Here is an 8,251-nt window from a genome sequence, read left to right as displayed (position 1 = left end):
CGCCGCCAAACTTGGCATAGACGAAATACGCGCAGATGTCCTCCCCGAAGATAAAAAAGCGTTGATTGATGCCCTCCATAATGACGGACATAAAACGGCCATGGCTGGCGATGGCGTAAATGATGCCCCTGCCTTGGCGGCTGCGGGTGTCGGCATTGCCATGGGGACCGGCGCCGATGTGGCGGTAGAAAGTGCCGGTATTACCCTTGTAAAAGGTGATTTAACGGGCATTGTCCGGGCACGAAAACTGTCCAAAGCCACCTTATCCAACATCAAACAGAACCTGTTTTTCGCCTTTGGATATAACGCGATTGGTATTCCGATTGCAGCTGGTGTGCTGTACCCGATCACCGGGATGTTGCTCTCGCCCATGATTGCGGCGGCGGCCATGAGCCTGTCCTCTGTTTCCGTCATTACCAATGCCCTGCGATTGCGCCGAGTAAACTTGGATTAAAGCAATACGCTGTGCTCGCGTCGAAACTGTTTTAACCTTTTGATTAAAATACCGAATTCTTCTATGTTCTGCATACTGTGATTACGAGCCCTTGAGGAGATGAACATGAGCGAAAATACCCCCCCGGATCTGGAGAGCCTTCAACAGAAAATGTCTGAGGAACTCGCCAAGCATTGGAAGATGTTCCTGTTTCAAGGCATTCTTATGTGCATTCTAGGTTTTGTCGCCATTGGCACTCCGCAACTTGCCACATTAGCTGTTGAGATCTTTATCGGCTGGCTGCTGCTGGTCGGCGGTATCATTCGCATCTTCACACTGTTCAGGGCCCCGAAACTGCCGGGATCCTTCTGGTCCATCATCACCGCGGTTCTGCTGATTGCCGTGGGACTTATTCTGGTGTTGCAGCCGCTCAAAGGGACACTCACCCTGACCATGGTGCTGATCGCCCTGTTTATTTTTCAAGGACTGGCATCGGTCATCATCGCCTTCCAGTTCCGCGAACATCTTAAAAGCTGGGGCTGGACCCTGTTCAGCGGCGTCGTTGATCTTGTTCTGGCCTATATGATCTGGAAAGGCTGGCCCGACAGTGCGACCTGGGCCATTGGCTTGCTGGTCGGCATCAACTTGCTGTTCGCCGGTATAACCCTTGTATTTACGGCGCTTGCCGCGCGACCCGCCAATCCGGACTAAGCGATAAAGCGCTTAAGTTGTTCTGGAGACAAAATCCGGGACAATGCCGGATGTAGCAATAAGTTCGGGAATATTTTCATCCTTCAATAACCCATGATCGGTGATCAGCACCGTACGGATGCCGGCGGCCGCACCGCCCAGAATATCCGTATGCAGCGTATCGCCGACCATGGCGATGCGATGCTTGGGGATATCTTTCAAGGCTGATTGCGCCAATCCATAGTTAAAAATACTAGCAAAAGGCTTGCCGAAAAACTGCGGCTTGATGCCTGTATTATCCGCCAGTTCATGGGCGTAAAACCCTGGCTCCAGCGATAGCCCATATTCCCGCGGGGCCACCAGATCGGGGTTACCGACGAGGAAAGGTCGCGGATTATTCTTCAGCGACCGGGTCAACAGAATCTGACGGGCCGGTGTCCATTCCGCACTGCTGAGAAACAACACCCCATCCACTTCATCATAGGTTTCAGGGTTGTCCAGAAGCAGAACGGTTTTCGCATCAATCTCGCCCAGATCTGCGGCCGGCATGGCAACCACCCCCCAGATCAAATCTGAGGCAAAAGTCATCAACGCCGCCCGCGCCGTATTGCGACTTGAAATCACTTGATGCGGTGCAAAATCAAAGCCGAAAGACTGATATTTCTCCAAGGCATGGGCCGCACTGTAAGACGCACCATTGGTAATGACGAAAATCTGTTTACCCAGCGCCGCCAACGCGTCCAGTCGTTCAACCGCGCCTGGAACCGGGCTGTCTCCCACATTCAGAACCCCAAAGGCATCGAGGAAGAAGACATCAATCTCGTCGGCCAGATCCTGCAAGTGATCAATGGACTGTGACGCGGCTGGAAAATTGGCTGTGGGCAGCCGATGCCGAATTTCCTCGTAGCGCCGGAATATCTCCGCTGCCCGTGCTGTCGGTTGTCGCATTCACAAAGCCTATCTAAATAATTGCCGAGCGAATTTTGGCGGAGACCCATTCGCTGACCAGAACCGTCGCCAGAATAACCAACAGGATGACCGAAACCTGGGTCCAGGCAAGTGTGGAAATCGAGGCGTCCAGCTGTATGCCGATACCGCCCGCGCCAACCAGTCCCAGAACCGTAGACTCGCGAATATTAATGTCCCAGCGAAACACGGAAATACCAGCAAATGACGGCATAATCTGCGGAAAAATACCATAGCTCAACTGTTGCGACCGGGCTGCACCGGTTGCGGTGATTGCCTCCACCTGCTTGGTGTCGATTTCCTCAATGGATTCATATAACAGCTTGGCACAAAACCCGATGGAGCGCAGCGCAATGGCGATCACCCCGGCAAACACGCCCGGTCCGATAATTGACACCAGCATCAACGCCCAGATCAGAGAGTTGATCGACCGCGAGGAGACGATAATCAGCAAGGCGATGGCCCGCACCGATGGATGCGGTGTCGTGTTATGGGCGGCAAGAAAGGCGATCGGCACCGCAAAGACAAGGGCAATACCCGTGCCCAACGTGGCAATATTGATGGTGTCCCAAACCGGCTTCCACAGGATATCCATATAGCTCCATTTAGGGGGAACCATACGCGTCGCCATATCCACAGCCTGCGCGCCGGCATCCTGCACAAAGATCCAGATCGTCCGCTCAGAGACCAGTTCCCAGCAATAAACAACAATCGCCACGCCGATGAGGTAGCAAAACCAGGTTGCCAGGCTGGCAAAGGTGGTGCGGCGACGCCAGACAGGGCCTTTATCGGTTTCAAGAACAGGCATTACTGCACCCACTTTCTTAAATATCCCGACAGATATTCAAGCCCCATGACAATCACGATAATGATGATCAGAATGGCCGCCGCGCTGTCAAACTCATAGCGATCGAACGACGTCAGCAAGGTCGCCCCGATGCCGCCGCCGCCGACAATCCCGACCACTGCGGATTCACGGAAATTAATGTCCAACCGATACATGGACAGGCCAATCATGCGCGGCATGACCTGAGGCTGAACCGCATAATTGATCCATTGCAACCAGCTGGCCCCGGTTGAGCGGATGGCTTCGGCCTGCACCGGGTCCATATTCTCGATATCTTCCGCCAGCAGTTTGGCAAAAAAACCTACAGTGGCGATGGATAGCGCAAGAAATCCGGCAAAGGGTCCAAATCCAAAAAGCTTTACGGCAAAGATCGCCAGAATAATTTCGGGGAAAGTCCGGCTGATGGCGACAATGCTACGACAGACCAGATATACCGGCAGCGGCGCCAGGTTGCGGGCGGCGCCCAAACCGACAGGCACCGACAAGGCAATGCCGGCGACGGTGGCGATAACGGCCATCCAGATGCTTTCCAGCATGCCGTCCAGAATGGAATCCCAGCGGCTGCTGAAATCCGGTGGGAAAAATGCCGACAGGAACTTCTGGCCGCGCGGGATCCCCTCAGCGACCCGGCCCCAATTAACTTCCATGGTGCCGAATGCCAACGCGAGATAAATCGCCGCGCCAAACCACAGTGCGTAGCGCAGCCAGGCGCGCCTGATCAGCGGTGGTTTCTTCCAGCTGCTGGGATAGGATGTTTTCTCAGAGACATCGGTCATGCGGATGCCACCGGTTCCGGCGCCCCTTCTTCTTCATCCTCGTCCTCATCCTCAACTTTACTGATGGTCGCTTCCCAGTCTTCCTCCCCGTAAATCTGAGTCAGGACATCCGGACCCAATCCATCGGGCGGACCGTCATAGACAATCTCGCCCAATTGCAGGCCAACAACCCTTTTGGCAAACATCTGGGCCAGCAGCACGTCATGAATATTGATAATAGCGGACAGGCGCCGTTCTTCGCAGAGCTCACAAATCAGCCGCATGATCTGGCGCGATGTTTTGGGATCCAGACTGGCGGTCGGCTCATCCACCAACAACAGCGCCGGATCCTGAATAAGGGCGCGCGCAATGCCGACGCGCTGTCGTTGCCCGCCGGACAGCTCATCGGCGCGCTTATCCACCATATGTTTCAAGCCAACGCGATCCAATAACCGAAAGGCTTCCTGAACATCGGCAGCGGGAAATTTGCGAAACCAGCTGCGCCAGAACCCCACATAGCCCAATCGCCCGGACAGCACATTTTCCATCACCGTCAGGCGTTCAACCAGCGCATATTCCTGAAAGATCATCCCCATCCGGCGGCGGGCTTTTCGCAAAGCCCAAGACGAGAGCGAGGTGATTTCTTCGCCATCCAGCGAGATCGATCCTTCTGTTGGATCAACCAACCGGTTGATACAGCGGATGAGCGTTGATTTACCGGCCCCACTTGGCCCGATTAAAGCCAGCACCTGACCTTCCGGGATATCCAGAGTCACGTTCTTAAGGGCCAGATCTCCCGTTTTGTAACGCTTTGATACTGATTTCAGGCTAAGCATAAAGGGTCCCCAAACAATCCAAAAAAAACGACCGGACTTCTCATCTCGAAAAGCCCGGCGTTTCTACGTCAAACGATCCTTATTTGCAATCGTATGTAACACCATTTGCCGCATCAATTTTGCGGATCACGTTCCAGTCGGATTTATGGTGGATCCCGATAAAGGATCCTTCCTTTTTGAATTCTGCCTGCAACGCAGATCCTTCCCAATCAAAGGTGAAAAACGCCTGCTTGATTTTCGCGACAACTTCCGGATGCAGGTCATGAGCGTGACCATAACCGGTTGTCGGGAATGTCTGCGATTTGTATATCGAGCGGATGGTGGCTGGATCAATGACCCCGCGATCGACCATGCGCTTCATCACGGAATTGGCGATGGCCGCCGCTTCATAGTCCTTGTTGGCAACCCCAAGTACGGAGTTGTCATGCTTGCCACTGAAGGCCGTTTTGAAATCTTCATCGGCGATAAGGCCAAAATCACTTTTCAAAATAGCAGACGGTGCCTTGAAGCCGGAATTGGACGTTGGCGATGTGAAGGCCAGCGTTTTGCCTTTCAAATCACCAGGCGATGTGATCGGGCTGTCTGCGGGCACAATAATTTCCATTTCATAGCCAAAGCTACCGTCTGTGGACGCCATCATGGCAAACGGCACCATACCGGCGCAGGAAACCGCAACCGGGTTACCGCCAGTGTTCACACCAGCTATATGTAACCGGCCAGAGCGCATGGCTTCATACTGTGCCGCATAGGACTGAACCGGGAAGAACACGACCTTCTTGCCGGTTACCTCGGCCATATGGTTGATAAAGCCGTCCCAGACTTTCGCATAAACAGCCGGGTCTTCAACCGGTGTATAGGAGAAAATGATGGTGTCCGGGTCGACCCACTTACTGTCATCCAATGGTAAATCAGCCGTCTGGTTATAATCGCGATCGCAATAACGCGCATCCAAAGTCCCGCGGTTACAATCTTCCGCTTGCGCCGTCGTGCCGCCCGCCAACATGGATACTGCAAAAACTGCAGCCGCCATCATGCTTAATAGTTTTCCCATTTTAGTCTCCCTCTTCTATTTTATACGTACAAGCGCTGGTTGAAATGTTCGAGCCTGCATAACTTGAAAGTATTTATGTCTAAAACGAACTCTATACGAATGCATCAGATTATCTATAGTTTTATCTGCTGCAGCTTTCATTTGCCGTGATATAATTAAAAGAAAAAAGGATATTTGCGATGACTGATCTCGATTTCTCCGGACAAACAGCGTTGATTGTCGGCGGCTCCAGCGGTATTGGCAACGGGATTGCCCAAAGCCTGCGGGCGCGCGGCGCCGACGTTCATATCTGGGGAACCCGGGCCACCGCCGCCGATTATGACGGCGAAGAAGGTTCCGATCTTACCGGCCTGTCCTACCAACAAATGGACATTGCAGATTTTGACGCTGTCGCCAATGCCGACGTAACCTTTGCCGAGCTTGATATTCTGGTGCTCTGCCAAGGCACAGTCGTCTATAATCGCGGAGAGTTCGAGATGCCGGGCTGGATGAAAGTCATGGACGTTAATCTCAACAGCCTGATGGCCTGCGCCGCAAAGTTTCACCCGATGCTGGAGCAAGCGAAGGGCAACATGATTGTCATCAGCTCCACGGCTGGATATCACGCCACCAAAGGCAACCCAGCCTACAATGCGTCGAAAACCGGGGCGTTGGGCTTCACGCGCACCATGGGGCAGGCCTGGGCCAAGGATGGCATTCGGGTCAATGGGGTCGCGCCGGGACTGGTCGATACCAAGCTGACCAAGGTGACGACGGAAAATCCGGATCGCCTGAAAGCCACCACCCAGAGCATCCCCATGCGGCGTCTTGGCACGCCCGAAGATATCGCCGGGGCCGTCTTGTATCTGGCGTCGCCGCTGGCCAGCTATGTCACCGGACAGACCATTGTCGTTGATGGTGGTTTAATTCTTTAGCCTCGAAAATCAAGAAGAAGGAAAATTCCATGGCACGACTTTCAAAACTCAGCCGCTCCATTGCTGGAAAAACCGCCCTTGTCACCGGCGCGGCCAGCGGCATGGGCCGGGCGACGGCGCATCTTTTTGCCGACGAAGGCGCCCATGTGGCCGTAGCCGATATCAATCAAGAGGGGGTGCAGGCGGTCGTCGACGAGATCAAGGCCGCGGGCGGGTCCGCCGCGGGATGGTGTTTTGATGTGGCCGATCTTGACGCCATAAATACCGCTATCAACGGTATCGCCGAAACTTTTGGCGGCCTTGATATTCTGATCAATAATGCCGGATTTTCCCATCATATGTCCGTGGAAGACGAAGCCTTCGAAGAAAACTGGCAGCGTCACATGGATGTGTTGCTGACCGCCCATGTGCGTCTGGTGCGCGCCGCGCTGCCGCATTTGAAAGTTGCCGGGGGTGGGCGCATCGTCAATATCGCCTCGACCGAAGGCTTGGGGGCAACACCGGAAATCAGCCCCTATACCTCGGCCAAGCATGGGGTCATTGGCCTCACAAGGTCGCTGGCCGTGGAATTGCCGAAATACGGCATTACGGTCAATTGCATATGCCCCGGTGCCATCCATACGGGCATCACGTCGCGCATCAAGGATGAGCATAAGGAAATCTTTTCGCGCCGGCGCATCCCGTTAAAACGCTATGGCAACCCCGAAGAAGTCGCCCATGCGACCTTGTCTCTGGTGCTGCCCGCCTCGTCCTATATCAATGGCGTCGCCTTGCCAGTCGATGCCGGCCTGACCATCAAAAACGCCTGAACGGCACGCCTTTCAATCGGTAAATTCGGCGAGCGCGGTCACGACGCGAATTCTCATTTCCTCCGCCGCCGGGGACAGCACTTTGTCCGGCCGGGTGATGAGGCCGACGGGGCGGCGTATATTGGGCTCGATCAGTGGCAATGTGACAATGTTGCTGGTATCGATGATCGGTAAATAGGACGATAAAATAACCCCCAGACCGGCCCCGGCGGCAACCAGTGCCGCAGCCGTTGGCACCAGCGCCGGCTCCAGAATGGCATTGACGGTAATGCCGTGATCGGCAAGGTCGCGATCGATGCGCTGGCGGGTACCCGTATCGCCAGACAGCATGACGATTTCCTCATCGCCAATATCCAGCCAGCGGACAACTTCATAGCGGGCAAACCGGTGATCCTTGGCAGCGATCAACATAATCTCGTCGTCATAGAGCTGATCAAATTTGAGATCATGCATCTCGTCCTGAGAGGAGGCGATGGCAAAATCCGCAGTCCCTTCGCGCACCTTGTCGATGACGGATTCAAAAATGCCATCATGAATTTGTACCTGTATGTCAGGGAAATCACGCCGATACTCGACAATGATCCGCGGCAATTGATTTGTGGCAACGGACGGAAAAGCGGCGACAGTGACTTTGCCTTTTTTCAGGCTGGCCAGATCGCGCATATGGGCAAGAGCCCGTTCCAGATCAACGACAATTTTGCGCGCCCGCGGTAAAAATTCGGCGCCCATTTCAGTGAGCTCCACTTCGCGCGTACTACGCACCAGTAATTTGGCCCCCACACTATCTTCCAATTGCTGGATCAACAGGGACAAAGTGGGCTGGGTGATGCGTTGTTCCCGCGCGGCTTTGGTGAAATGCAGATGCCGGGCGACGGCGTCAAACGCCTTTAAATGCTTAAGGTCCATATTGATTTATACGATTTCTCTATTAATAAGCTCTATTATTCTAT

General features: G+C 54.1%; 10 protein-coding genes. 4 read left to right on the top strand and 6 right to left on the bottom strand.

Going from position 1 to position 8,251, the window contains the following annotated elements; translation table 11 throughout:
* Positions 1–454: HAD-IC family P-type ATPase (locus V7723_RS13520; protein ID WP_335685013.1), on the top strand; the 454-nt coding region annotated here is incomplete at its 5' end.
* A gap of 105 nt (positions 455–559) precedes the next feature.
* The gene (locus tag V7723_RS13515; RefSeq protein WP_335685012.1) at positions 560–1,144 is read left to right on the top strand and encodes an HdeD family acid-resistance protein; all 585 of its coding nucleotides are present in this window, start codon (positions 560–562) and stop codon (positions 1,142–1,144) included.
* Between the two features lie 12 nt (positions 1,145–1,156).
* On the opposite strand, the gene V7723_RS13510 is transcribed toward V7723_RS13515, so the two are convergent.
* The 5 genes from V7723_RS13510 to phnD all read right to left on the bottom strand — a co-directional run bounded on the left by V7723_RS13510 (position 1,157) and on the right by phnD (position 5,578).
* On the bottom strand, positions 1,157–2,071 hold the full coding sequence (locus tag V7723_RS13510; RefSeq protein WP_335685011.1) for an HAD-IIA family hydrolase: 915 nt from the start codon (positions 2,069–2,071) through the stop codon (positions 1,157–1,159).
* A gap of 13 nt (positions 2,072–2,084) precedes the next feature.
* Positions 2,085–2,897: a phosphonate ABC transporter, permease protein PhnE gene (phnE, locus tag V7723_RS13505; RefSeq protein WP_335685010.1), complete on the bottom strand. Its 813-nt coding sequence runs from the start codon at positions 2,895–2,897 to the stop codon at positions 2,085–2,087.
* Positions 2,897–3,712: a phosphonate ABC transporter, permease protein PhnE gene (gene phnE, locus V7723_RS13500; protein WP_335685009.1), complete on the bottom strand. Its 816-nt coding sequence runs from the start codon at positions 3,710–3,712 to the stop codon at positions 2,897–2,899. The genes phnE (V7723_RS13505) and phnE (V7723_RS13500) overlap by 1 nt, the downstream gene beginning before the upstream one ends.
* A complete protein-coding gene (gene phnC, locus V7723_RS13495; protein WP_335685008.1) occupies positions 3,709–4,527 on the bottom strand; it encodes a phosphonate ABC transporter ATP-binding protein in 819 nt (272 codons plus the stop codon). The genes phnE (V7723_RS13500) and phnC overlap by 4 nt, the downstream gene beginning before the upstream one ends.
* Before the next feature lie 79 nt (positions 4,528–4,606).
* Entirely contained in the window at positions 4,607–5,578 is a 972-nt protein-coding gene (gene phnD, locus V7723_RS13490; protein ID WP_335685007.1) for a phosphate/phosphite/phosphonate ABC transporter substrate-binding protein, read from the bottom strand.
* 179 nt (positions 5,579–5,757) lie between these two features.
* Here phnD and V7723_RS13485 point away from each other — a divergent pair, with 179 nt between their 5' ends.
* The gene (locus V7723_RS13485) at positions 5,758–6,492 is read left to right on the top strand and encodes an SDR family NAD(P)-dependent oxidoreductase (protein ID WP_335685006.1); all 735 of its coding nucleotides are present in this window, start codon (positions 5,758–5,760) and stop codon (positions 6,490–6,492) included.
* A 29-nt stretch (positions 6,493–6,521) separates the two neighbouring features.
* The gene (locus tag V7723_RS13480; protein ID WP_335685005.1) at positions 6,522–7,301 is read left to right on the top strand and encodes an SDR family NAD(P)-dependent oxidoreductase; all 780 of its coding nucleotides are present in this window, start codon (positions 6,522–6,524) and stop codon (positions 7,299–7,301) included.
* A 12-nt stretch (positions 7,302–7,313) separates the two neighbouring features.
* Here the strand turns inward: V7723_RS13480 and V7723_RS13475 are convergent, their stop codons facing one another.
* Positions 7,314–8,207: a LysR family transcriptional regulator gene (locus tag V7723_RS13475; protein ID WP_335685004.1), complete on the bottom strand. Its 894-nt coding sequence runs from the start codon at positions 8,205–8,207 to the stop codon at positions 7,314–7,316.
* Positions 8,208–8,251 lie beyond the last annotated feature (44 nt).

Origin of the sequence: Sneathiella sp. (assembly GCF_036960985.1) — a bacterium.
Lineage (GTDB): Bacteria > Pseudomonadota > Alphaproteobacteria > Sneathiellales > Sneathiellaceae > Sneathiella.
Note: the sequence above shows the minus strand (reverse complement) of the source record. Positions and strands in the feature narration are given on the sequence as shown.

Excerpts from the sequence above, each read along its gene's own strand:
- V7723_RS13515 (WP_335685012.1), top strand. The coding sequence starts at position 560 with ATGAGCGAAAATACCCCCCCGGATCTGGAGAGCCTTCAACAGAAAATG.
- V7723_RS13510 (WP_335685011.1), bottom strand. The coding sequence starts at position 2,071 with ATGCGACAACCGACAGCACGGGCAGCGGAGATATTCCGGCGCTACGAG.
- phnE (WP_335685010.1), bottom strand. The coding sequence starts at position 2,897 with ATGCCTGTTCTTGAAACCGATAAAGGCCCTGTCTGGCGTCGCCGCACC.
- phnE (WP_335685009.1), bottom strand. The coding sequence starts at position 3,712 with ATGACCGATGTCTCTGAGAAAACATCCTATCCCAGCAGCTGGAAGAAA.
- phnC (WP_335685008.1), bottom strand. The coding sequence starts at position 4,527 with ATGCTTAGCCTGAAATCAGTATCAAAGCGTTACAAAACGGGAGATCTG.
- phnD (WP_335685007.1), bottom strand. The coding sequence starts at position 5,578 with ATGGGAAAACTATTAAGCATGATGGCGGCTGCAGTTTTTGCAGTATCC.
- V7723_RS13485 (WP_335685006.1), top strand. The coding sequence starts at position 5,758 with ATGACTGATCTCGATTTCTCCGGACAAACAGCGTTGATTGTCGGCGGC.
- V7723_RS13480 (WP_335685005.1), top strand. The coding sequence starts at position 6,522 with ATGGCACGACTTTCAAAACTCAGCCGCTCCATTGCTGGAAAAACCGCC.
- V7723_RS13475 (WP_335685004.1), bottom strand. The coding sequence starts at position 8,207 with ATGGACCTTAAGCATTTAAAGGCGTTTGACGCCGTCGCCCGGCATCTG.